Below are 24,204 nucleotides of genomic sequence, written 5' to 3'. Positions count from 1 at the left end.
TGGCGGCCGGCTGCATGACAAGTGAAAAACGGGGGATATTGCGGAAGGGATGGGGGTGGGAAGTCGGTCGATAAGCCGGGTTTTGTCGTTGGACAGTCATTCCTCTAGTCTTGCCGTTACCGACAAGCTCAAGCAACCTACCCGGGTACAGCGCGGGCCACGCCAATGTACCCCTATTTGGTCTTGCTCCGGATGGGGTTTAGCCTGCCGTCCGTATCGCTACGTCCGCGGTGCGCTCTTACCGCACCTTTTCACCCTTGCCTGTGCCGCTGTCAGCGGGCTGGCGAACCAGCACTAACGCAAAACGTACGCTGCACGCAGCGCGTATTCTGCCCTGAACAGTACGATGCGCACCCTTGCGGGTGACACATCCGGCCATCGGCGGTTCAGCTCTCTGTTCCACTTTCCGTCGCCTCACGACGCCTGGCCGTTAGCCAGCATCCTGCCCTTTGGAGCCCGGACTTTCCTCCCCGTGCAAGCACGCGGCGACTGCCTGGCCGACTTCCCGGCGCGGATTGTAGCGCAAAGCGCCGCCCGGCACTGACAATTATCAATCCGCCGCCGCGAGCGGCTCCCTATACTGTTCCTCCCCCCCACCGCCCCCGCAACCGCCTCATGACAGATCACCACAAACTTGCACGATTACAACTGAGCGGCATGCTGGGGCTGGTGCTGATGGTGGTGCTGCTGCTGGCCAGCTACTTTTTCTACCAGCAGTGGCGCGACTACCGCGACGGCAGCACGGTGGTGGCGGCCGAGGCGCGGCTGCGCGGCCAGACCTTCCTCAAGGCCTACGGCGACCACGCCAGCAACTCGCTGGAGACGCTGTACTCGCAGACGCACGACATCCTGCGCCTGCGCCTGCGCGAGCAGGTCGACCAGGCCTATGTGCTGGCCGACAGCCTGTACCGCCGCCATCATCGCCGCCTCGGCGACGCGGCGCTGCGGCGCGAGATCGTGGAAAGCCTGCGCCCGCTGCGCTACTTCGGCGGCCGCGGCTACTACTTCATCGACACCCTCGACGGCGACTGCGTGCTGCTGCCGACCAGCCCGCAGCGCGAGGGCCGCAACCTGCTCGACAACCAGGACGACCAGGGCGCCTACATCATGCGCAAGCTGCTGCTGTCGGTGGACAACCACGCCGGCAGCGGCTATGCCAGCTATCGCTGGTACCGCCCCGGCGAGGCGTTCATGTCGGAAAAGATCGCCTACTCGCGCCGCTTCGAGCCGTTCGGCTGGCTGATCGGCGGCGGCGAGTACGTGCTGAACGTGGAAGAAGACCTGCAGCAGCAGGCGCTGCAGACGCTGGCGCAGATGCCGGTCGGCGAGCACGGTTTCTTCGCCGTCATCGACCAGCACGGCCGCCTGCGCCAGCTGCCGGGCCAGCGCGGCTTCGCGCTGCCCGCCGCGCTGCAGCAGCAGCTGGCGGCCACGCCACCGCAGTATTTCGTCAGCTTCAGCCACCCCGCCGCCGGTGGCAGCCAGCGCTACAGCGCCTACGTGGCGCTGGTGCCGTCGTGGCAGTGGCGGGTGGTCAGTATCATCCCCGAGCGCGAGCTGACGCTGTCCGGCGCCGCGCAGGCGCAGGCGCTGGGCGAGAAGACCCGCAACCGGGTGCTGACCACGCTGCTGATCCTGACGCTGGCGGTGTGCCTGGCGTGGCTGTTCTCGGTGCACTTCAGCCGCTGGCTGGGGGCGCTGATCGCGCAGTACCAGCAGCGGCTGCAGGCGTCGCAGCGGCAGGTGGAGGACAAGGCGCGCGAGATCGAGCTGACGCGCTACATGAGCGACAGCGCCGCCGACGCCATCGTGCTGCTCAACGCACAGGGCCGCGTGGTGTACCACAACGAGGCGGCCAAGCGCTGCTTCTGCGACGACAACGAGCACCGCATGCCGGAGCTGTTCGAGGAGCGCTTCAGCGGCGGCCAGCACCACTACGTGCGCAGCGTGCGCTGCTGCAGCGGCGAGGTGACGCTGGAGATCAGCCTCACCGGCCTCAGCTACCAGGGCGAGTACTACCGCTGCGCCACCGCGCGCGACATCAGCGCCCGCGTCAGCCACGAACGGCAACAAAGGTTGGCCGCAACGGTGTTCGAGGCCAGCTCGGAGGCGATCCTGATCACCGACGCCGACAGCCGCATCATCGCCGTCAACCGCGCCTTCAGCGACATCACCGGCTACAGCGAGGCCCAGGCGCTGGGCAACACCCCGGCGCTGCTCAATTCCGGCCGCCACGACGCCGCCTTCTACCGCGACATGTGGAACCACCTGCACGCGCGCGGCTACTGGAGCGGCGAGATCTGGAACCGGCGCCAGAACGGCGAAATCTACCCGGAGTGGCTGACCATCAACCAGGTACGCAACGGCGACGGCGGCGTCAGCCACTACGTGGCGCTGTTCTCCGACATCAGCGAGCGCAAGGCCACCGAGGCGCGGGTGCAGCACCTGGCCGAGTACGACTTCCTCACCAACCTGCCCAACCGCCTGCTGCTGCACGACCGCCTGCAGCAGTCGCTGCACCTGGCCGAGCGCAAGCAGCACGCGGTGGCGGTGCTGTTCATGGATCTGGACCGCTTCAAGAACGTCAACGACACCCTCGGCCACGACGCCGGCGACGAACTGTTGCGCCAGGTCGCCAGCCGCACCCAGCACATGCTGCGCGAGATGGACACCGTTGGCCGCACCGGCGGCGACGAGTTCGTCATCATCCTGCCGGAACTGTCCGGCAGCGCGCAGGCCGGCATGGTCGCCGAGCGCGTGCTGCAGGTGCTGGAGGCGCCGTTCACCCTGCGCGGCCACACGCTGGTGATCAGCGCCAGCATCGGCATCGCGGTGTCGCCGGCCGACGGCAGCAGCCCGGAAGTGCTGCTCAAGAATGCCGACATGGCGATGTACCAAGCCAAGGCCAGCGGCCGCAACGCGTTCCGCTTCTTCACGGCCAGCATGACCGCCGAGGTCAGCGAGCGGCTGCTGCTGGAAAACCAGCTGCGGCTGGCGATGGTGCAGCAGCAGTTCTATCTTGAGCTACAGCCGAAGTACCACATCGCCAGCGGCCGCCTCAACGGCTTCGAGGCCTTGCTGCGCTGGCGCCAGGCGGACGGCAGCCTGGTGTCGCCGGCACGCTTCATCCCGGTGGCCGAGGATTCCGGCGTGATCACCGAGCTGGGGCTGTGGGTGCTGGAACAGGCCTGCCGCACCGCGACCGAGTGGGTGCGCCACGGCCGGCAGCTGACCATCGCCGTCAACGTCTCGGCGCGGCAGCTGACCCACGGCGACTTCTGCGCCGAGGTGGCGCGGGTGCTGCGCGACAGCGGCCTGCCGCCGGCGCTGCTGGAGCTGGAAGTGACCGAGGGCACGCTGATCGACTACAGCGGCCCGGTGCGGCAGCAGCTGGCCGGCATCAAGGCGCTGGGGGTGCGGCTGGCGGTGGACGATTTCGGCACCGGCTACTCCAGCCTCGCCTACCTGAAGAACTTCGCGCCGGACACGGTGAAGATCGACCGCTCCTTCGTCAGCGAGCTGCAGCACAACCGCGACAACGCCGCCATCGTCTCCGCCATCATCACCCTGGCGCGCAACCTGGACATGGAGTCGCTGGCCGAAGGCGTGGAGACCGAGGCCGAGCTGGCAGCGCTGCAGGCGCTGGGCTGCGACACGGTGCAGGGCTTCCTCACCGGCCGTCCGCTGGCGGTCAACGACGCGCTGGCGCTGTGCCGGCTGCAGGCACCGGCCGACGTGGTCTGACGCCTAAAGCCTGTTCAAGCTGTCGCGCGCGCACGCAACGCCCGTGGCGTCTGGCTGGCGCTGAACCGGCAGGCCGCGGGCGTGTTTAACCCCGCACCCGCCATCGGGATCCGCTGCCGCAGGCCTTGAACCGCGGCTCAGTCGAAGCGGCGGGTGTAGCGCACTTCCGTCGACGCGTCGCGGCCGGCGCGGCCGATCAGCGACAGCGTGCGCGACAGCTGGTAGCTGACCTTCAGCGCCTGTTCGGCGCTCTTCAGCCCGTACTCGTAGCCGACGTACAGCTCGCGCGTCAGCTGCTTGCCCAGCGTCACCACCTGCTCCGCCGGGCTGACCACGCCGGCGCTGCTGGTGCTTTCCGCCCGCGACTGCACGCCGATATCGTCGAACAGCCCGACCTGGTCGTTGATCAGGCCGGCGAGCAGGCCGCCGGCGGCGGCACCGGCGCCACCGGTGTTGTCGCCGACCGCGGCGGCGCGACCCAGCACCAGCCACGACAGCTTGTCCTTTTCCGACATCGCCTCGTCCGCCACCAGCTTCACCGTCGGCGTCAGCAGCGCGCCGCGCACCTCGACCCCGGCGCCGACCGGCGAGAAGCGGCGCGTGGCGCGCAGGTCCAGCGCCGGGTTGTCCAGCGGCCCGCTGAAGGTGACCAGGCCGCGGCTGATGTCCAGGTCCTGGCCGTAGGCCTTGAAGCGGCCCTTGTCGACACGGATCTGGCCGCGCGCCTGCAGCGTGCCGCCCTGCTCCGCCAGCAGCCGCACCTCGCCGCCCAGCCACGCCTCCAGCCCGTTGCCACCGAAGCGCAGCTTGTCGCCAAGCGCGATGCGCAGGTCCAGCGCCAGCGGCCAGCGGTTGCCGGCATCGTCGACCACCTCGCGCCCCACCACCACCACGTCGTCGGACAGTCGCGGCCCGCCCAGTTTCGGGATGTCGATGCGGCCCTCGTCGACGCTGAGGTTGCCGCTCAGCGTCACCACCCGCTGCCGCACCTCGACGCGGCTGCGCCCGGACAGCAGCAGGCGCCGCCCCGGCCGCTCCAGCGCGGCGAAGCGCTTGAAGTCGAGCAGCAGCAACACGTCCGGCGTCGCCTGGAACAGGTCGATGCGGCCGCTACCGGTCAGCTCGCCCTGCTTGCCGAAGCGCAGGCTGTCGATCAGCAGCTGCTGGCCGGCCAGCCGCGCCTGCAGCTGGCCCTGCTCCAGGCGGATGCCGTTGCGGCGCTCGACAAAGCGCAAGTCGTGACCCAGCAGCGGCCCGTCCAGCGTCGGCGACGACAGCGTGCCGCCCAGCTGTAGCGTGGCGTCGAGGCTGCCGGACAATTCCATGCCCGCCTTCAGCCACGGTTGCGCCTGCGCCAGTGACGGCAGCTGCAGCCGCACGCTGCCGGCCAGTGCCGCGTTGGCGACGCTGCCGCCGTTGCCCCACAGCACGCTGCCGTCGGCGGCAAGCTTGCCGAAGCGGCTGTCCAGCGCCAGCGCCAGCGGCCCGCGTTCGCCGAGGCCCACGCTCAGCGTCGCCCGGCTCAGCCCCAGCGCCTGCTCGCCGGCCGGGGCCGGCAGCCAGACATCGCCCTGGGTGCGCTGCAACTGCACGCTGCCTTGCGGCCAACCTTGCGCGCTGCGCACTTGCCAGCCGGCGTCGAACACCAGCGTCTGCCGCAGCGGCGGGCTGAACCACGGCGCCAGCGCCGACAAGGCCAGCCCCTGCACCCGGCCCTCGCTGCGCCAGCCACCATCGCGCTGCCAGCTGCTCTCGCCCAGCTGCCACTGCGCGCCCAGCGCCTGCCAGCGGCTGGCCGCCAGCGCCACGTTGGCCGCAGCGGCACGCAGCGCCACCGGCTGCTGCAGGCGCAGCGGCAGCCAGCCCGTCGCCTCCAGCTGCTGCAGCGTGCCGCGCCAGTTGCTGCCGCCGCGTTCGAAACCGCCGACCAGCTGCAGTTGCAGCTGCTGTTCATGCTGTTGCAGGCGACCGTCGGCGCTCAGCTGCAAGCGGTGCGCCAGACGGCTGCCGTCGGCCTGCAGGCTCAGCCGCGCCAGCTGCTTGTCGCCCAGCGACAGCGTGCGGCCGTCAAGGCGGATACGGAACGGGCTGTCGTCGGCGATGCCGCTCTCGCCCTGCAGGCTGAGGCTGACCACCGCCAGCGCCCCCGGCAGGCGCAGATTGCTGGCCTGCAGATCGGCGCGCACCTGCGGCCGCGCCGGCACCCCGCCCAGATCCAGCTCGCCGCGCACCCGCCCGGAGAACGCCGGGCCGAGCAGGCCCAGCTGCGGCGCGTCGAGCAGCAGCTGCAGCCGGTCGCCCGGCTTGCCGTAGCTGCCATTCAGCCGCAGGCTGTTGCCGCCCAGCTGCAAGCGGCCCTGCAGCGCGCGCAGCTGCTGCGCCTGCCAGCTGGCCTGCAACTGGCCGGACAAGGGCGCGCCGGACAGCGTGCCCGGCGTCAGCTGCAGCCGCAGCTCGCCCTGCGGCGCCTGCGCCAGCCGTACCCTGGCGCTGAAATTGCCGTTGATATTGCCCACCGGCAGCTGCGGCGAGATCGCCGCCGGGTTCAGCGCCTGCAACTTGCCGCGCGCATCCAGCTGCGGCACGTCGCCCAGCGCCAGCGTGCCGTCCAGCAACAGGCGGCCGGCGCCGGTGCCCAGCTGCAGTTGCTGCAATTGCCACTGCTGCGGCGCCGGCAGCGCCAGGCCGCCGCGCAGCGACAGCTTGCCGCTGGCCAGTGCCAGCGCCAGCTGCGGTGCGCGCGGGCTGCCGCTCACGCGGATGTCGCCGCCGATGCGGTGCGACGGCAGGCTGGCCAGCAGCGCCTGGCTGTGGATGCCGTCCAGCCGCAGCGCCAGTGCCAACGCGGCGGGACTGACGCGGCCATCCAGCGTGACGCGGCCCTCGGCCAGCTCCGCCACCAGATTGTTCAGCAGCAGGGTGTCGTCGCGGATCTGGAACGGGCCGTACAGCAGCGACAGCGGCAGCCGCTGCGCGCTGAGCGCGCCGGGCTGGTAGTTGATCAGTGACACGCCACCGTCGAGCACGCCGCCCGCCCCCGGCGCCAGCTGCAGCGCGAGGCCCAGCCGTGCCTGCGGCCAGCCCGGCTGCAGCGCCTGCGGGTTGATGCCGCCGATGCGCACGTCCAGCTGCTGCAGGCGCTGCAGGGCCTGTGGCGCGAACGGCCGCAGCCGCGCGCTCAGGTCGGCCGACAGCCCCAGCGCGCTGACGGTGCCGCTGACGCGCGGCGCCAACAGCGACTGCTGCAGCGTCAGCACGCCGCGGCTGGCGACGCCTTCCAGCACGCCGTCGTATTCCAGCCGCCCGCCGAGCGCGAACGGCGCGCTGCTGCCCAGCGCCACGCTGGCGTACATCCGCCCCCACGGGCTGTCCAGCCGCCGCAACACCAGCGCGTGCTGCTGTTGCTGGTAGTAGTAGCCGGCGTCGAGCGCGCGCAGCAGCGGCGGCGCGTCACCGAGCTGCAGCGTGTCCAGCCGCAGGCTGTCGATGGCGACCTCCAGTGGCAGGCGCAGGTGGTCCGGCAGCTGCGGCGGCCGGCCGTCGGACGGCTTGCTGCTGTGATAGCGCAGCACGCCCAGGTGCAGCTGTTCGATCTGCAACTGGCGCTGCCACAGCCGCCCCGGCGACCACGCCAGCTGCAGCCGGCTCAGTGCCAGCTGCTGTTGCGGCGTCTGCCAGCGGATGTCCTCCAGCACGAAGCCGTGCCACAGCGTACCGTGGCTGCGGCCAACCTTGAGCTGGCCGCCACTGGCGCGCTCCAGCAGCGGCCACAGGCTGGCGAAGCCGAGCGGCGTGGCGGAGAACCACACCAGCGCGCCCGCGACGCCGAGCAGCAACAGCAGCACAAACAACAGCAGCCAGCGCAGCCACCGCCGGCGGCGTGGCGCTGGCGGTTCCGGGGTCTGCGGTGCCGCGTCTGGCACCAGGGCGGGCGGCGGCGAGATCAGGTCTTCGGCGTGCGACATCAGAACGCCAGCCCCAGGTTGAGGTTCCAGCGCCAGCGCTGGTCGCGCGCGCCATAGGCGATGTCGAACGCCAGCGGTGCCAGCGGGCTGAGCCAGCGCACGCCGACCCCCTGCGCCCGCGCCAGGCGCCAGCTCTGCCAGCTGTCGGCGGCGTCACCGGCATCGACGAACGCCGCCAGCCGCCACGCCGGCGTCAGCGGGTACTGGTACTCCAGCGTCGCCGTCGCCAGCACGCGGCCACCGGTGACCGCGCCGCTGTCCGGATTGACGATGCCCAGGCTCTGGTAGTCGTAGCCGCGCACGCTGCCGACGCCGCCGGCCTTGAACAGGCGCGACGCCGGCACCTGCAGCGCGTCGTCGGCCCACACCTGGCCCAGCTCCAGCCGCGTCAGCCAGGTGCCGCGCATGAAACGCGGGCTCCAGTACAGCGCACCGCGGCCGTAGCCGCGCAGGAAGCGGGTGTCCGCCGCCAGCCCGGCGCCGGAGACATGCCCCTCCAGCAGATAGCCGGCCGCGGGGCGCAGCGGGTTGTCCACCGCACGCTTTGCCCAGCCGTAGGACAGGATCAGCGCCTTGTTGTCGCGGGTGGCCTCGCCCTCGATCTGCTCGCGCTCGATCAGGTATTCCACGCCGAAGCGGGCCTCGATATTGTCTTGCTGGCGGATGCGGAACAGGCCCAGCTCGGTGGCGTCGGTGACGGTCAGGTTCTGTTCGGCGTGGCGCTGCTGCAGGTTGAGGCTGTGCGCGTAGCCGTCGCCGCCGCGCGAAAAGCCGAGGCCGAGATCCAGCTGCTGCCGCGATTTTTTCCAGTCGTAGGCCACCGAACCGGTATAGCCGCGGCGCAGCAGGTTGTAGTGCTCGTAGCCGAGGCGGGTGCCGGCGCCGTCGCCGGTGCTGTAGTTGAGGCCGACCTCCAGCTTCTGCCGCTGCTGCTCGCTCAGGGTGATGCCCAGCGGCACGGTGTCGTCGTGCAGCTGCTCCCACAGCGGCGCCACCACCACGCCGGTGAAGTGCGGATCGTTCTCCAGCGCCGCCTGCAGCGCCACTAGCGACGGCTGCGAGTACGGCGCGCCGGGGGCGAAATCGGCCATGCCGCTGACGATGCTCGCCGGATAGCGCTGCAGGCCGTCGATGCGGAAGTCGCCAAAGCGGATCAGCGGCCCGCTGTCCACCGTCAGCGTCACCCGCGCCTGGCGGCTGGCCGGGTCGATGCGCACCTGCGCGGCGGTGAGTCTGGCCTGCGGGAAGCGGTCGAGCAGGAAGGGGCGCAGCGCCGCCTTCTTGCTGCTGTCCCAGTCGTCCTGGCGGAATACCGCGCCCTCCGGCAGCGCCCAGTCTTCCATCACCTTGGAAAGAAAACGGCTGTAGTCCGCCTGCTGTCGCACCGGCCCCTGCAGCGTGACATCGACCGCGCTGACGATCACCGGCGCACCGGCGCTGACCTGCACCCGCACCAGATCGCCGTCGCGGCTGACCTTCACCTCGCTGCCGAAATAGCCCTCGGTCTCCAGCAGCGCGCGTGCCTCGACCGGGGTGCCGGCCACGATGCTGTCCAGGTCCTGCGCCGTCAGCGCCTCATCCTGCTGCAGCGTGTACAGGTCGAGGTTGCCACGCAGCAGCTCGCTCAGTTCCGACGGCGCCACCAGCTCGACGCGGTAATCCAACGCGTGGGCAGTCAGGGGCAGGCAGGCAAGTAACAACAGGACGCGATACATGGGCGGATAATTCGGCAGGTGGGCGGGCAAGCGCCCATGGTAGTGCAGTTGCCGCGCAATGAAAAATGACATTCACACGGCCGGCGCGGTAGATCAGACCGCCGCCGGCGCGCGCCGTTCCCGCTGCGGCCAAGCTTACCGGCGGCGAACGCCGTCTAGGCGCGTGCCGGCCGCGCGCGGATCACCAGCGCGATGCCGCCGAGTATCGCCAGCGCCGCCATGAGCAGGCGCCAGCCCGGCTGCTCGGCCAGCAGCAGCCAGCCGGCCAGCGCCGTCAGCAGAGGCACGCTCAGCTGCACCGTGGCCGCGCTGCTGGCGCTCAGCCCGCGCAGCGCGCGATACCAGATGGCGTAGCCGATGCCGGACGCCAGCGCCCCGGACGCCACCGCGTACCCCACCCCGGCCACCGGCGGCGACAGAGGCGGCGTCTGCCACAGCCACAACAGCAAGGCCAGCGGCAGCGCGCGCAGGAAATTGCCGGCGGTCACCGCGGTGGCATCGCCGGCGCCGCGCCCGAGCATCGAATACGCGCCCCACGCCGCACCGGCCAGCAGCATCAGCAACATGCCGCCCAGCGGCGGCGCCGACGCCCCCGGCAACAGCAGCAGCAACAGCCCGCCCAGCGCGGCGGCAAAGCCCAGCCACTGGCGCGCGGCCAGGCGTTCGCCCTGCCACCAGCCGCAGGCGATCATGGTCGCCTGCACCGCGCCGAACAGGCACAGCGCACCGCTGGCCGCCGGCAGGCTGAGATAGGCAAACGAGAACGCGGCGGCGTAGACGAACAGCGCCGCCGCACCGCGCCAGCTGCCGGCCGCCGGCCACTGCCGCGTTTGCCACACCACCAGCACCGCCAGCATCAGCGCACCGGACAGCAGGCGGATCGCGGTGAAACTGGCGGCGTCGATACCGGTGCTGCTCAATGCCAGCCGGCACAACAGCGAATTGCCGGCAAAGGCCAGCATCGCCAGCCAGGTCAGCCACAGGGTCTGTGCGCGTGCGGTCACGGCGGCTCCTTTAATAGGGATCGGGGCAAGAGATCAGGATAGGCCGCTGGCGAGCGCCGCCAGCGGCTGGTGCTGCCTACCATAGCCGTTTTTTGCGGCGCCGGCACACGCTGGCCACCTCCGGCAGCGGAGACAGGTAGCACGGATACCAGGATAACTGCTTATCTTGTACCCCTATCCGGCAGCGGTTAAGGTCGGGACTCCATCTTGCAGAGCACCCGACATGAGCAGCCATCACCAGGCCACCCGGCAACAGTTCGATCCGCAGGCGCAAGCCTACCTCACCAGCGCGGTGCACGCCGCCGGCCCCGACCTTGCCGCCGCGCAGCAGCTGGTCGCCGCCCATCTGCCGCGCGACGGCCGCGGCCTCGATGTCGGCTGTGGCGCCGGCCACCTCAGCTTCGCGCTGGCGCCACTGCTGGGCGAAGTGGTGGCTCTGGATCCGGCACCGGCGATGCTGACCACCGTCGCCACGGCAGCCGCCAGCAACGGCCACGGCAATATCGCCACCCAACAGGGCGATGCCGCTACGCTACCGTTTGCCGACGCCAGCTTCGATCTGGTCGCCAGCCGCTACAGCGCCCACCACTGGCTGGACCTCGCCGCCGGCGTGCGCGAAATGTGCCGTGTGCTGCGCCCCGGCGGCTACCTGCTGCTGATCGACGTGGAAACCGACGCCGACGCGCTGGTCGACACCCACCTGCAATGCTGGGAACTGCTGCGCGACCGCTCCCACATCCGCGACCGTTCCGACGCGGAATGGCGCCAGCTGCTGGCCGACGCCGGCATCACCCTGCAACAGCAGCAACACTGGCCGCTGCGGCTGGAGTTCGGCAGCTGGGTCAGCCGCATGCGCACGCCACCGGAAAAGGTCGCCATGCTGCGCCAGCTGCAGCAGGAAGCGCCGCAGGAAGTCGCTAGCGCGCTGCAGCTGGAAGCCGACGGCAGCTTCACCACCCGCACCGGGCTGTGGTGGGGCCAGCGCGCCGGCTGAACGGGCAAGGCCACCCCTCCCGCCCTCCTGACGTTGGCCGCACGGCAGTCATGCCTGCGGCCAACCTTGCGGCCGGATCGGTGGCCGGTGCCGGGCCAGCATCAGCTCAGCGCGTCAGACCGGCGTGCCGCTCCGGCCGGCCGCGGCACGCGCCAAGCCTTGAAAGTGGCCACACCGTACCGATATGCCCAGCAGACACCCCCTGGAGCCAGCCATGAACACCCCCACCGCCCTGCACCTGGCCTGCCCGCACTGCCACGCGCTCAACCGCGTCCCCGCCAGCCGCCTGACCGACGGCCCCAACTGCGGCCAGTGCCACCAGCCACTGCTCACCGGCCAGCCGCTGGAACTGACCGTCGACCACGCCGAGCGCCACATCTCGCGCAACGACATCCCGGTGGTGGTGGATTTCTGGGCGCCATGGTGCGGCCCGTGCCAGATGATGACCCCGGCCTTCGCCCAGGCCGCCGCCGCCATGCCGCAGGTGCGCTTCGCCAAGATCAACACCCAGAACGAAACCACCCTCGGCCAGCGCTTCGCCATCCGCAGCATCCCCACGCTGATCCTGTTCGTTGGCGGCAGTGAAATCCAGCGCCAGGCCGGCGCCATGGACACCGCCAGCATCCAGCGCTGGATCGCCGCCGGTTTGCAGAAGGCGGGGCGATAACCGCAAAAAGGTTGGCCGCAAATCCAGTACCCAGTTTTAACGGGCACGCCGCCTGACGGCAAAGCGGCGAAACACCCCGGCACGGGCGCTCTCCTGTGCCGGGGCAGATCCGGCTTCGTCGCCCACGGCTTGAATCAGCGCCGCGCATCCGCGGGTCGGAGTCAAGCAGCACCGGACCCAAGTGTCGTGCGGACAGATGGCTCACGCGCCGCGCCGTACCGTCCACAGCGCGCCGCCCAACAGCAGCAGGCCGCCCAGCTGCAGCGGGCCCAGCGCATGGCCGTAGGCCAGCCAGTCGATGACAATGGCGGTAGCCGGGTAGATGAACTGCAGCACCGCGATGCGGCCGGTGGGCAGGCGGCTCATGCCGGCGTACAGCAGCACGTAGGCAAGGCCGGTGTGCAGGCTGCCGAGGCCGATCAGCCAGCCCCAGGCGGCACCGGCCGGCGGCAGGCCGTGCCACAGCGGCCACCAGGCGCTCAGCAGCACGCCCACCGCGCATTGCCACCACGCCAGCGCAAAGGCGCTGACACCGGGCGCCAGCTTGGCGATCAGCGGCACGCCGGCATAGCACAGCGAGCCGATCAGGCACAGCAGCAGGCCCTTGATGTAGCCGGCGCTCAACACCTGCTGTGCCGGCTGGTCGAACAGGCCGCTGGCCAGCGCCAGCCCCAGTAGCGCCACGCCACAGGCCAGTGCGCGGGTGGACGACAGATGCTCGCGCAGCAGCCACGCCCCCAGCAGCAGCACCCAGAACGGCTGCAGGTGGAACACCACCGTGCTGACGCCGATGGAGGTCAGCGGAATGGCGGCAAAGAACAGCGCCCAGTTGCTCACCATCAGCACCCCGGCCAGCACTGCGGCCAACCGCGCGCGCCCGCCCAGGCGCAACTCGCCCAGCCGGCCACTGGCCGCGCCCCACAGCAGCAGCGCCAGGCCGCCGAACAGACAGCGGAACAGCACCGTGGTCACCGGGTCCTGCCCGGCTTCGGTAACGAAAATGCCGATGCTGCCCAGCAGCACGCCGCCAAGCGTCATCAGCAGCGTGCCGCGCTGTTCGGCGGCGGTGGCGCTGCCGGTGGCAGCAGCGTTCAGGGTGGGGGTAGCGGTCTTCATGCAGCCATTGTGGAAGCGGCACAACATCGCGAAAAGCGGATTTATGGCGATGCTATCATTCGATTTCCGAATGCTTGGAGTGAGCATGAACAGTACCGATCTGCAGCTGGACTGGCTGCGTGCCTTCGTTACCGTGGTGGACAGCGGCTCGCTGACCGCCGCGGCGCGGCAGCTGTACCGCTCGCAGTCGGCGATCAGCATGCAGCTGAAGAAGCTGGAAGACGCCGCCGGCCGCCCCTTGCTCGCCCGCGGCCCGCGCCACCTGTTGCTGACCGTGGCCGGCAGCGAGCTGCTGCCGCACGCCCGCCGCCTGCTGGCGGTGCATGCCGAGGCGCTGGCGACGCTGCATGGCCCGGCGGTGAGCGGCCGCATCAGCCTGGGCGTGCCGGACGACTACGCCACCGCCTACCTGGCACCGGTGCTGCGCACCTTTTCCAGCCGCTACCCGGGGGTGGAGATCACCCTGGTGTGCGAACAATCGACAGTGCTGATTCCGCGCGTGGAGCGCGGCGAGCTGGATCTGGCGCTGGTAACGCGCGACCAGCCGCAGCGTGGCGAGCTGCTGTTCCGCGAGGCGCTGCTGTGGGTGGGGGCGGAAGAGCACGAAGCCTGGCGCCGCGAGCCGCTACCCATCGCGGTGCACGAGCTGGGCAGCCGCGCACGCAACGATGCGCTGGCGGCCATCGAGGCGCAGCAGCGGGCCTACCGCATCGTCTACTACAGCCCCAACGTGGCCGGTCAGCTGGCGGCGGCCTACAGCGGCATGGCGATCGCGGTGCTCAGCCGCTGCATCCTGCCGGCGGACCTGAAAGTGCTGGACGAACGCCACGGCCTGCCGCCGCTGCCGGAAATGGAGGTAGCGCTGATCCGCAGCGACGCCTCGGCCCGCACGCCGGCGGTGGACGCCATGCACGAACAGCTGCTGCGTACCCTGCGACGCGAGGGCATCGGGTAAACGGTACGGCGTGGCAACACCCCGCCTTGCATGCCCGCAGCCAGTGTTTTCTTGCCGCAGCAAACACGGGTCACCACTCGCAGCGCAGACAGCTGCTGATGCCGGGATTCACACCGCGTTACGGCAGACGAAGCAAGGTTGGCCACCAGCCATTCCAACCGCCAGCCAAAACCGGAGCGACGCGCCCCGTCCCGTTGGCGCAGGCCGTACCAGCGGCGGCCAGCCCGGAAACAAGCCGCCCCCTTTTGAGTGCGTAGGTCGGGTTAGCGCAGCGTAACCCGACACCGCTTGCGGCCAACCTTGTCGCGGTAATCGATTCTGATTTTTTGCCACGGAAGAACACGGAAAATATGGACAGAGGCAAAAACCGGTTGACCGTGAGCACCATGAAAAACACGAGAATTAAAGCGGCGGAATAAACCAAGGTTGGCCGCCAGCCAAAACCGTAACGACGCGCCCCGCCCCGTTGGCGTAGGCCGTACCAGCGGCCGCCAGCCCGGAAACAAGCCGCCCTCTTTTGAGCGCCGCGTATGGGCGGCGCCGGGATGGCGGCCGCTGGTACGGGAATTCCTGCGCCGTCGGGAGAGCGGGGATCGGAAAGGGGGATGCGGTATCCCCCTTTCCCGCCGCCGCGCGGAAAGCGGCAGATAAAAAACATCCGCGCAGCGGATACCCCAGACAAAAACAAGGTTGGCCGCAAAGCCGTGACGGCTTGCGGCCAACCTTTGATATTTGACCGCGTTAGACGGTGGGCTTTGCAGGCTCAGTACAACCACCGTGCGGCACCCGGCAGCATGCTAGCCCGCCTGCCTGGTACGCCGCAGGATGGAACGCCCCCATACCCCAAACGCCAGCCCCAAACCCAGCAATATCCAAATCATCAATGACTCGGCCTTTCCCGAAAACAGGATGTCCGGCCTTACAAGTGTCGCCATACTGGCAAGCAACAAAAAGGCAGCAGCAATCAGCCACAAAATGATAACGGCAATATAACCGACGCCACTGGGCAGCTTTACATCGGATTGCTGCGGCTTTTTCTTGACCTGATACGAGGCAGGCAGCCTGCCTAGCTGCGCTATCAGCACACCCACGCCAAGCCAGCCAATCAGCCGCAGCAGCCAGGTGCTGCTGTCACCAGTCACACTCAGACTTGGCTGGAACAGGCCAAATGTCATGCCTAGCCCCATGCAACCATATGCCGCCATCGCAGTGTGACGACGCCATTTTTCATAATTCGGATACTCGGGGCGCAGATCGTAGAGGTAGGCAAATGGTAGTAGGCTGGCTACTGCCGCCAACAGCAGCATCAGTTCGAGCAAACCTGCAGCCACACCATGAAAATGCGTACCAGGCCCTCGCTTGCCCATCAGATAGAAATCGTTATGCAGGAAACTGTACAGTGCATAAGCTACGCAGACAGCGGCCAACACAATGCGCTGCAACCGCTGCGACTTGGTGAGCAGTTGTTGCACCACTTCCCGTCTAGAAAAGTCCTCTGGCTGTTGACTCACGCCCTCGGCAGCGAACTGCGTAGTATTTTTCATGCACTCCCCCTGGATAAAGGCACGACACCTGCGTCACGGCAATTTGTCATGCCGAAAGTCATTCGACATATTTTGTTTATCATATTCTAAGTTCATAAAAAAAGGGCAAGCCGTGAGGCTTGCCCTTTCTCGTATCCTGCGGCCAACCTTGGCCGCAAGTAACACGCTTACTTCTTGCGTTGCGGCGGCAGGTCGGTGCAGCTGCCGTGCGCCACTTCGGCGGCCATGCCGATGCTCTCGCCCAGGGTCGGGTGCGCATGGATGGTCTTGCCGATGTCGGTGGCGTCGCAGCCCATTTCGATGGCCAGGCAGATTTCGCCCAGCATGTCGCCGGCGTGGGTGCCGACGATGGCGCCGCCGATCACCTGATGGGTCTCGGCATCGAAGATCAGCTTGGTGAAGCCTTCGTCGCGACCGTTGGCGATGGCGCGGCCGGAGGCGGCCCACGGGAACACCGCTTTTTCGATCTTGATGCCGTCACGCTTGGCCGACTCTTCGGTCACGCCGACCCACGCCACTTCCGGATCGGTGTAGGCCACGCCCGGAATCACGCGCGCGTCGAAGTAGGCTTTCTGCCCGGCGCAGTTTTCCGCTGCCACGTGTGCCTCGTGCACCGCCTTGTGCGCCAGCATCGGCTGGCCGACGATGTCACCGATGGCGTAGATGTGCGGCACGTTGGTGCGCTGCTGCTTGTCGACCTCAATGAAACCACGATCGGTCACGGCGATGCCGGCGTTCTCGGCGCCGATCAGCTTGCCGTTCGGCGCGCGACCGGCAGCCACCAGTACCAAGTCGTAGCGTTGCGGCTCAGCCGGCGCCTTCGCACCTTCAAAGGTGACATAGATGCCGTCTGCGCGGGCGTCCACGGCCACGGTCTTGGTGCCGGTCATGATGTTGTCGAAGCGGTGGGCGTTGTACTTCTCCCATACCTTGACCAGGTCACGATCCGGGCCTTGCATCAGGCCGTCCATCATTTCCACCACGTCCAGGCGCGCGCCCAGCGTGGAGTACACGGTGCCCATTTCCAGGCCGATGATGCCGCCGCCGATCACCAGCATCTTGTTCGGTACGGCTTTCAGTTCCAGCGCGCCGGTGGAGTCCACGATGCGCGGGTCTTGCGGGATGAACGGCAGGTTCACCACGCGGCTACCGGCGGCGATGATGGCGTTCTTGAACTTGATCACCTGCTTGGCGCCGGTCTTGTCCTGGCCTGTGCCTTCGGTGGTTTCCACCTGCAGGTGATACGGATCGAGGAACTGGCCGACGCCGCGCACCACTTGTACCTTGCGTGCCTTGGCCATGCCGGCCAGACCGCCGGTGAGCTTGCCGATGACTTTTTCCTTGTAGCCACGCAGCATGTCGATGTCGATTTCCGGCGCGGCAAACTTGATGCCGTTGGCGGCCAGGTGTTTCACCTCGTCGATCACCGCCGCGTTGTGCAGCAGCGCCTTGGACGGGATGCAGCCCACGTTGAGGCACACGCCGCCCAGGGTGGCGTAACGCTCGACCAGCACCACTTTCAGACCCAGGTCGGCGGCGCGGAAGGCGGCGGAGTAGCCGCCGGGGCCGGCGCCCAGTACCAGCACGTCGCAGTCGATGTCGGCGGTACCGCTGTGCGTTGCCGCAGCAGGAGCCGCGACCGGCGCGGCTTGCGGGGCAACCGCTGCCGGGGCGGCGGCCGGTGCCGCAGCAGGCACAGGGTTGGCCGCAGCGGCAGCGCCGGCGGCCTCGATCACCACGATCACGTCGCCTTCGGAGATCTTGCCACCGACGGCGGTGCGCACTTCCTTCACCACACCGGCCGCTTCGGCCGGCACTTCCATGGTGGCCTTGTCGGTTTCCAGCGTGATCAGGCTGTCGTCCTTGGCAACGGTGTCGCCGACTTTCACGAACACTTCGATCACGTCCACATTGCTGTGGCCGCCGATGTCCGGCACTTTCAGTTCAATCAGATTGCTCATGGTTCACATCCATGTGGTGGCGGCGCGCAGGGCACGCCGCCGGTATTCGGCACGATGGCTTGCTGGCAGCCGAAGGTTGGCCGCGGCCAACCTTCAGGCTGCGACCATTACAGGATCAGGCGGCGCACGTCGGACAGCAGCTTGCCCAGGTACACGGTGAAGCGGGCCGCAGCGGCGCCGTCGATCACGCGGTGGTCGAAGGACAGCGACAGCGGGCACATCAGGCGCGGCGCGAATTCCTTGCCGTTCCACACCGGCTTGATCTGCGACTTGCACACGCCGAGGATGGCCACTTCTGGTGCATTGACGATAGGCGTGAAGCCGGTGCCGCCGATACCACCCAGACTGGAGATGGTGAAGGTGGCGCCCTGCATGTCGGTCGGCTTGAGCTTGCCGTCACGCGCCAGCGCGGACAGGTCGGTCAGTTCCTTGGCGATCTGCTTGATGCCCTTCTGGTCCACGTTCTTGATCACCGGCACCACCAGGCCGTTCGGCGTGTCGGCGGCAAAGCCGATGTGGTAGTACTGTTTCAGCACCAGGTTGTCGCCGTCCAGCGAGCTGTTGAAGTTCGGGAACGCCTTCAGCGCCTCGGCGGCGGCCTTGATGATGAAGGCTAGCGGGCTGATCTTCAGGCCGGACTTTTCCCATTCCTTGCCGATGGTCTTGCGGAATTCTTCCAGCTCGGTGATGTCGCAGTCGTCGTTGAACGTGACGTGCGGGATCATCACCCAGTTGCGGCTGAGGTTGGCACCGGACAGCTTCTGGATGCGGGTCAGCGGCTTGGTTTCGATCGGGCCGAACTTGGCGAAATCCACCTTCGGCCACGGCAGCAGGTCCAGACCGCCGCCGTTGCCGGCTGGCGCAGCGGCCGGAGCCAGCGCCGCCGGGTTCTGCATGATGGTCTTCACGAAGCCCTTCACATCGTCTTCGACGATGCGGCCCTTGCGGCCGGAACCCTTCACCTTGGACAGGTCGACACCCAGCTCACGTGCCAGCTTGCGTACCGACGGGCCGGCGTGCGACTTGGCGAAGCCGGCTTCGTTGAAGGCGGCGGCGACGGCAGCGGCAACCGGCGTTGCTACCGGTGCGGCAACCACTGCCGGAGCCGCAGCGACCGGGGCCGGTGCGGCGGCCGGTGCAGGGGCAGCAGCAGCCGGAGCGGCGGCAGCGGCGGCACCTTCCACCACCACGATCAGGTCGCCTTCACTGGCCTTGTCGCCCACTTTCACTTTCACTTCCACCACGCGGCCGGCGGCGGTGGCCGGCACTTCCATGGTCGCCTTGTCGGTTTCCAGCGTGATCAGGCTGTCGTCGACCTTGATCTCGTCACCGACCTTGACCGATACCTCGATCACGTCGACGCCGCTGTGGCCGCCGATGTCGGGAATGCGGATCTCGCTACGGCCAACGTTGGCCGCAGCGGCAGGTGCCGCAGCCGCAACGGGGGCCGGGGCGGCTGCAGGTGCAGCTACCGGCGCGGGCGCAGCTGCTACCGGGGTGGCTACCGCGGCCGCCGGGGCCGGTGCGGCGGCGCTGGCGCCCACTTCGATGATGGCGATCACGTCGCCTTCGGAAATCTTGCCGCCGAGCACGGCGCGCACTTCTTTCACCACGCCGGCGGCTTCGGCCGGTACTTCCATGGTGGCTTTGTCGGTTTCCAGCGTGATCAGGCTGTCGTCGATGGCGACGGTCTGGCCCGGCTGGATGAAGACTTCGATGACGTCTACGTTGTTGTGCCCACCGATATCGGGCACTTTCAGTTCGATCAGATTGCTCATGGCTCTATCCACATCGTAGGGCGGAGGCCCGCGTGACGGGCAAGGCGTGGCGCCTTGCCGGCGGCGGGCTCCGCCAACATTCGGCTTGGTATCCCGGCTGCCGTCTGGCGGCGGCCGGATCGCGCTGCTGCAGGAGCGGCGAAAGCCACGCGGGTGACTTTCGCCGGTATCAGGGTTGGCCGCAACGGCCGCGCCTTATACCTTCCAGCTAGGCAGCTTGGCGACGTTGATACCGTACTTGGTGATGGCTTCCTGGACGCGGGCGGCGTCGATCTTGCCGTCGCGTGCCAGTGCCGACAGCGCGGCCACGGCGACGTAGCGGCGATCCACTTCGAAGAACTCGCGCAGCTTGGCGCGGCTGTCGGAGCGGCCGTAACCGTCGGTCCCCAGCACCACGTAACGGCCAGGCACGTATTCACGGATCTGGTCGGCGTAGTTGCGGATGTAGTCGGTAGCGGCGATCACCGGGCCGGAACGGCCGGCCAGCTGCTGCTCGACGTAGGACAGGCGCTGCTCGCCCACCGGGTGCAGCAGGTTGTGGCGCGAGGCTTCCATGCCGTCACGACGCAGCTGGTTGAACGAGGTCACGCTCCAGATGTCGGAGGCGATGCCGAAGTCGTTGCGCAGCAGGTCGGCGGCGGCAATCACTTCGCGCAGGATGGTGCCGGAGCCCATCAGCTGCACTTTCACCGCGGCGTCGCCACCGTCCTTGAACAGGTACATGCCCTTCAGGATGCCGTCTTCGGCGCCCTGCGGCATCGCCGGGTGGGTGTAGTTCTCGTTCATCAGGGTGATGTAATAGAACACGTCCTGCTGTTCCACGTACATGCGCTTCAGGCCGTCCTGCAGGATCACCGCCAGTTCGTAGGCGAAGGTCGGGTCGTAGCTGATGCAGTTCGGGATCAGGCCGGCCTGGATGTGGCTGTGGCCGTCTTCGTGCTGCAGGCCTTCACCGTTCAGCGTGGTACGGCCGGCGGTGCCGCCGAGCATGAAGCCGCGGGCACGCATGTCGCCTGCGGCCCAGGCCAGATCGCCGATACGCTGGAAGCCGAACATCGAGTAGTAGATGTAGAACGGAATCATCGGGATGCCGTGGTTGGCGTAGCTGGTCGCTGCCGCAATCCACGAGGACATCGCGCCCGGCTCGTTGATGCCTTCCTGCAGCATCTGGCCGTCCTTGGATTCCTTGTAGAACATCAGCTGATCGGCGTCCTGCGGCACGTAGTTCTGACCCTGGGTGGACCAGATGCCGTACTGGCGGAACATGCCTTCCATACCGAAGGTGCGGGATTCGTCCGGCACGATCGGCACGATCTGTTTGCCGATGTTCTTGTCTTTCAGCAGGATGCCCAGCTGGCGCACGAAAGCCATGGTGGTGGAGAACTCGCGCTCGCCCGAATCATTGAACTGACTGTCGAACACGTGCAGACCAGGGATGGCCAGCGGGGTCTTCACCGGCTTGCGGGCCGGCAGGTAGCCGCCCAGCGCGGCGCGGCGTTCGCGCATGTACTGCATTTCCGGGCTGTCTTCCGCCGGCTTGTAGTACGGAACGCTTTCCAGATCGGCGTCGGAGACCGGGATGCCGAAGCGGTCGCGGAACTTGCGCAGGTTGTCCAGTGCCATCTTCTTGGCCTGGTGGGCGACGTTCTGTGCCTCGCCGCTGGAGCCCATGCCGTAACCCTTGATGGTCTTGGCCAGGATCACGGTCGGACGGCCGTTGGCGTTGTGGGTGGCTTCGTGGTACGCGGCGTACACCTTGTGCGGGTCGTGGCCGCCACGGTTCAATGCCCAGATCTCGTCGTCGGACATGTTGGCCACCATCTCGCGCAGCTCCGGGTACTTGCCGAAGAAGTGTTCGCGAACGTAGGCGCCGTCCTTGGACTTGAAGGTCTGGTAATCGCCGTCGACGCACTCGTCCATGCGCTTTTTCAGCAGGCCCTTGGTGTCCATCGCCAGCAGCGGGTCCCAGCGCGAGCCCCATACCACTTTCAGCACGTTCCAGCCGGAACCGCGGAAGTCGCCTTCCAGTTCCTGGATGATCTTGCCGTTACCGCGTACCGGGCCGTCCAGACGCTGCAGGTTGCAGTTGATCACGAACACCAGGTTGTCCAGGCCTTCGCGGGCCGCCAGCGCGATCGCGCCCAGAGATTCCGGCTCGTCCATCTCGCCGTCGCCGCAGAAGCACCACACCTTGCGACCCGGGGTCTTGGCCAGGCCACGGCTTTCCAGGTACTTCAGGAAACGTGCCTGGTAGATCGCCATCAGCGGGCCCAGGCCCATGGACACGGTCGGGAACTGCCAGAAGTCTTCCATCAGCCACGGGTGCGGGTAGGAGGACAGGCCGCCGCCGTCCACTTCCTGGCGGAAGCTGTCCAGCTGCTCTTCGTTGAGGCGGCCTTCGAGGTAGGCACGCGCGTACACGCCCGGGGAGATGTGGCCCTGGAAGTAAACCAGATCGCCTTCCTGCTCGTCGTTGTGGGCGCGCCAGAAGTGGTTGAAGCCGACGTCGTAGAGGGTGGCGGAGGACTGGAAGGAGGCAATGTGGCCACCCAGTTCCAGGTCTTTCTTGCCGGCGCGCAGCACCAGGGCCATCGCGTTCCAGCGATTGATGGAGCGGATGCGGTGCTCCATCTCGTGATTGCCGGGGGACTTTTGCTCTTTGCCCACCGGGATAGTATTCAGGTATGCAGTCGTCGCCTCGAACGGCAGGTGTGCGCCACGGCGACGGGTACGTTCGACCATTTTCTCCAGCAGGAAGTGGGCACGCTCGGCGCCGTCACTATCCAGTACAGACTCCAGCGCATCGGTCCATTCGTGCGTTTCAACCGGATCGATATCGTCAGGGTAGATTGCTGCCATCTCACATCCTCACTTTTATTTTCAGTTCACTACCCGGTTGGGCAGCGTCTGCTGTCATGACATTGGGGCCTTGGTAAAGGCTATACAGAACTGCGTCGGATTATAATCGAACAATTCCGCAAATAAAATTTGCGAAAGTGAAAAGTTTCTTACATAGCGCAGAGTGTAAATCCTGCCGATTTCCACGCGAAGTGGGCAATTGGGGATATCACTCAAAATCGGCTTTTTCGGCAGCGATATTGCACTGCAATATGTTGTTTTTTTGCGATTATTCGAGGAACGACGGCAGGCAGGGCAGAAAGCGCCGGCGCACGGTGCGGACCGTGGCCGGACAAGGGGCAGGCGTCAGCGCGGCTTGGCCGGATGCTGGCTGTCGATTTCGCGCAAACGCGCCTCGACGGTGGAGCGCAGGTAGAAGTCGTCGCCGCCGGCGCGGCTGGCGAGCTGGTACTGGATGCGCGCCGATTCAAACTCCTGTTCGATATAGAACGCGTGGCCGAGCGCGGCGTGGTAGCGCAACGCGTCGCCCTCGCCGTAGCTGCGTGCCGCCAGCCGCCACAGCGCGGCGTTGTCGGGAGCGCGCTTCAGCGCCAGCTCGATCTGCTGCCGGGCCTCGGCGCTGCGCCGCGCCTGCAGCAGGGTGTCGATGCGCGCCAGCCACAGCGCGTCGTTGGACGGGAATTGCTGCAGCGCCTGCTGGTAGCGCACCAGTGCGCCGTCAAGGTTGGCCGCAGCGCGCTGGATGTCGCCGTCCAGCAGCAGCAATGCCGGATGCGGCGGCAGTTGCCGCTGCGCGCTGGCCAGCGCCTGCTGCGCCTCGTCGTAGCGGCCCAGCTGCAGCAGCGCGCGCGCGAGGCCATAGTAGGTGGCGCCCGGCTGCAGGAAGCGGCCGGCCACCAGCGCGGTGCGGTAGTGGCGCTCGGCCTCGGCGGCACCGAGGGTGGCCAGCCTCAGCTTCTCGCGCATCAGCAGGAAATCGCTGCTGTCGGCGCGCATGCGCAGCGGATAGCCCTGCGCGCGGTTCTGCGCCTCGCTGACGCGCTCGCCGGTCAGCGGGTGGGTGCGCAGGAAGCCGAAGGCGTTGTTGTCGTTGTGGCGGTGCGTCTGCTGCAGGCGGTCGAAAAAGCCGGCCATGCTGCGCGCGTCGAAGCCGGCGGCGGTCAGGTACTGCATGCCGATGCGGTCGGCCTCGCGTTCGAAATCGCGCGAGTAGGCCAGCTGGCGGCTGGCGGCGAGGCCGACGCCGGCGTTGACCATGCCGGCGCTGACGTCGCCGTTGGAGGCATTGGACGCCAGCACCCCAGCCAGGATCGCCGCCAGCATCAGCAGGTGGCGGTTGCCCTCGCCCTCCTGCATCCGCGCCAGATGGCGCTGGCTGACGTGGGCGATCTCGTGCGCCAGCACCGAGGCCAGTTCGCCCTCGCTCTGCGTCGCCAGCAGCAGGCCGCTGTGCACGCCGATGACGCCGCCGGGCAGCGCGAAGGCGTTGATGCTGCGGTCGTTGACGGCGAAGAAGGCAAAACGCATCCCCGGCAGCTGCGCGCCGGCGGCCAGCCGCCCGCCGAGATCGGCGAGATAGGCGTTGACCTCGGCGTCGTCGATCACGTCGCCGTCGCCGCGCAGCGAACGCAGGATGTCGCGGCCGATGCGGTTTTCCTCCGCCTGCGGCAAGGCGGACTCGGCCACCGTGCCGAGGCTGGGCAGGTCGTTGGCGGCAAACAGCGGCGGCGCGGCCAGGGTGGCGAGCAGGCTGGCGACGAACAGGGCACGGCGGGAGTGTCGTTTCATGCCGCTATGATAGCCAGCGGCGGCCGGAAGTTGCACGCGGCGTGTGCTTTTCAGAACGTGTTCACGATCTCGCGAGCTAGAGCGAGACAAGGCGAAAACGGCTGAGGAAGCGGA

Annotated in this window: 14 protein-coding genes and 1 other RNA gene; 4 read left to right on the top strand and 11 right to left on the bottom strand. The window is 67.9% G+C overall.

The genetic code is table 11. From position 1 onward, the window contains the following. Positions 1 to 55: 55 nt before the first annotated feature. Positions 56 to 505, bottom strand: an RNA gene (gene rnpB / locus PQU89_RS15080) — RNase P RNA component class A. Positions 506 to 615: 110 nt separating this feature from the next. Between rnpB and PQU89_RS15075 the strand changes: the two genes are divergently transcribed. Then, positions 616 to 3,744, top strand: a complete 3,129-nt coding sequence (locus PQU89_RS15075) for a bifunctional diguanylate cyclase/phosphodiesterase (protein WP_272766542.1) — start codon at positions 616 to 618, stop codon at positions 3,742 to 3,744. 137 nt (positions 3,745 to 3,881) lie between these two features. On the opposite strand, the gene PQU89_RS15070 is transcribed toward PQU89_RS15075, so the two are convergent. The 3 genes from PQU89_RS15070 to PQU89_RS15060 form a co-directional block, all read right to left on the bottom strand. Beyond that, entirely contained in the window at positions 3,882 to 7,709 is a 3,828-nt protein-coding gene (locus tag PQU89_RS15070) for a translocation/assembly module TamB domain-containing protein (RefSeq protein ID WP_272766541.1), read from the bottom strand. After that, entirely contained in the window at positions 7,709 to 9,424 is a 1,716-nt protein-coding gene (locus PQU89_RS15065; protein ID WP_272766540.1) for an autotransporter assembly complex protein TamA, read from the bottom strand. Before PQU89_RS15065 ends, PQU89_RS15070 begins: the two co-directional genes overlap by 1 nt. A gap of 155 nt (positions 9,425 to 9,579) precedes the next feature. Continuing rightward, positions 9,580 to 10,428 (bottom strand): DMT family transporter, encoded by an 849-nt coding sequence (locus PQU89_RS15060; RefSeq protein WP_272766539.1) that lies wholly within the window; start codon positions 10,426 to 10,428, stop codon positions 9,580 to 9,582. Positions 10,429 to 10,651: 223 nt separating this feature from the next. On the opposite strand from PQU89_RS15060, the gene PQU89_RS15055 reads away from it, so the two are divergent. Together PQU89_RS15055 and trxC are read left to right on the top strand one after the other, a co-directional pair. After that, entirely contained in the window at positions 10,652 to 11,422 is a 771-nt protein-coding gene (locus PQU89_RS15055; protein ID WP_272766538.1) for a class I SAM-dependent methyltransferase, read from the top strand. Positions 11,423 to 11,636: 214 nt separating this feature from the next. Further along, positions 11,637 to 12,089 carry a thioredoxin TrxC gene (gene trxC, locus PQU89_RS15050; protein WP_272766537.1) on the top strand — a complete coding sequence of 151 codons (453 nt, stop codon included), beginning with the start codon at positions 11,637 to 11,639 and terminating at the stop codon, positions 12,087 to 12,089. Between the two features lie 201 nt (positions 12,090 to 12,290). On the opposite strand, the gene PQU89_RS15045 is transcribed toward trxC, so the two are convergent. Beyond that, positions 12,291 to 13,205, bottom strand: a complete 915-nt coding sequence (locus tag PQU89_RS15045; protein WP_272766536.1) for a DMT family transporter — start codon at positions 13,203 to 13,205, stop codon at positions 12,291 to 12,293. A gap of 85 nt (positions 13,206 to 13,290) precedes the next feature. Here PQU89_RS15045 and PQU89_RS15040 point away from each other — a divergent pair, with 85 nt between their 5' ends. Continuing rightward, on the top strand, positions 13,291 to 14,160 hold the full coding sequence (locus PQU89_RS15040) for a LysR family transcriptional regulator (protein ID WP_272766535.1): 870 nt from the start codon (positions 13,291 to 13,293) through the stop codon (positions 14,158 to 14,160). A gap of 118 nt (positions 14,161 to 14,278) precedes the next feature. On the opposite strand, the gene PQU89_RS15035 is transcribed toward PQU89_RS15040, so the two are convergent. The 6 genes from PQU89_RS15035 to PQU89_RS15010 all read right to left on the bottom strand — a co-directional run bounded on the left by PQU89_RS15035 (position 14,279) and on the right by PQU89_RS15010 (position 24,090). Beyond that, on the bottom strand, positions 14,279 to 14,584 hold the full coding sequence (locus tag PQU89_RS15035) for a hypothetical protein (protein ID WP_272766534.1): 306 nt from the start codon (positions 14,582 to 14,584) through the stop codon (positions 14,279 to 14,281). 373 nt (positions 14,585 to 14,957) lie between these two features. Continuing rightward, complete coding sequence (locus tag PQU89_RS15030) at positions 14,958 to 15,704, bottom strand: hypothetical protein (protein ID WP_272766533.1); 747 nt, start codon at positions 15,702 to 15,704, stop codon at positions 14,958 to 14,960. A gap of 167 nt (positions 15,705 to 15,871) precedes the next feature. Further along, positions 15,872 to 17,665, bottom strand: coding sequence for a dihydrolipoyl dehydrogenase (lpdA, locus tag PQU89_RS15025; RefSeq protein WP_272766532.1), 1,794 nt, complete (start codon positions 17,663 to 17,665; stop codon positions 15,872 to 15,874). Positions 17,666 to 17,772: 107 nt separating this feature from the next. Beyond that, a complete protein-coding gene (gene aceF / locus PQU89_RS15020; protein ID WP_272766531.1) occupies positions 17,773 to 19,443 on the bottom strand; it encodes a dihydrolipoyllysine-residue acetyltransferase in 1,671 nt (556 codons plus the stop codon). A gap of 195 nt (positions 19,444 to 19,638) precedes the next feature. After that, positions 19,639 to 22,302: a pyruvate dehydrogenase (acetyl-transferring), homodimeric type gene (gene aceE, locus PQU89_RS15015; protein WP_272766530.1), complete on the bottom strand. Its 2,664-nt coding sequence runs from the start codon at positions 22,300 to 22,302 to the stop codon at positions 19,639 to 19,641. A gap of 345 nt (positions 22,303 to 22,647) precedes the next feature. Further along, a complete protein-coding gene (locus PQU89_RS15010) occupies positions 22,648 to 24,090 on the bottom strand; it encodes a M48 family metalloprotease (RefSeq protein WP_272766529.1) in 1,443 nt (480 codons plus the stop codon). Between the last annotated feature and the right edge of the window lie 114 nt (positions 24,091 to 24,204).

This window comes from Vogesella indigofera (genome assembly GCF_028548395.1).
Taxonomy (GTDB): domain Bacteria; phylum Pseudomonadota; class Gammaproteobacteria; order Burkholderiales; family Chromobacteriaceae; genus Vogesella; species Vogesella indigofera_A.
This window is presented reverse-complemented; position numbering and strand designations above follow the sequence as displayed.